Source organism: Paenibacillus sp. 01T442 (assembly GCF_056398345.1).
The window spans coordinates 1-703 of sequence record NZ_JBFTPF010000208.1 but is presented as its reverse complement, the minus strand read 5'-3'; the positions used below and the strand labels follow the sequence as shown (position 1 = coordinate 703).

The 703-nt window shown below is 48.1% G+C and carries 2 tRNA genes and 1 rRNA gene; all 3 read left to right on the top strand.

Going from position 1 to position 703, the window contains the following annotated elements:
• Positions 1 to 152: 152 nt before the first annotated feature.
• A tRNA-Ile gene (locus AC1DLM_RS35460) sits at positions 153 to 229 on the top strand.
• Positions 230 to 248: 19 nt separating this feature from the next.
• Positions 249 to 324, top strand: a tRNA-Ala gene (locus tag AC1DLM_RS35455).
• Positions 325 to 573: 249 nt separating this feature from the next.
• Positions 574 to 703, top strand: a 23S ribosomal RNA gene (locus AC1DLM_RS35450); the annotation flags it as partial.

The window sequence follows — 703 nt, the reverse complement described above, 5'->3', positions numbered from 1 at the left end:
GAACACGACCGTTAAGCCTTCCAGCGTCGATGGTACTTGAACCGCAGGGTTCTGGGAGAGTAGAACGTTGCCAAGCGATACCCATGGCAAGCTTTCGGAGAAAGCTTCGAAAGCTTGTAGGTGGGTTTTTATTATGGAAAGTTTCCCTATACGGGCCCTTAGCTCAGCTGGTTAGAGCGCACCCCTGATAAGGGTGAGGTCGGTGGTTCGAGTCCACTAGGGCCCACCATTAATTTAATACCATTTATGGGGCCATAGCTCAGCTGGGAGAGCGCCTGCCTTGCAAGCAGGAGGTCAGCGGTTCGATCCCGCTTGGCTCCACCAAAACACATTTTAAGACAGGAATTTCCAAGAAATTTCGGCTTGAAATGCAGTAATAAGATGTGGTAAGATAACTTTCGCCGCTGAAATAGTGCGAAGATCATTGAGTCACAAAGTTGTTCCTTGAAAACTAGATAACGAAACAAAAACGTAAAGTAAGAACTTAGGTTGTGTTGACCTTAGGGTCACGCAAAAATCTTTAACTCTTTCAATTAGGAGAGACTTTKGCTWAYGCMAAAGATCCCTATAAATGGTTAAGCTAGAAAGAGCACACGGAGGATGCCTAGGCACTAGGAGCCGAAGAAGGACGTGGCGAACGACGAAATGCCTCGGGGAGCCGTAAGCAGGCTTTGATCCGGGGATGTCCGAATGGGGGAACCCA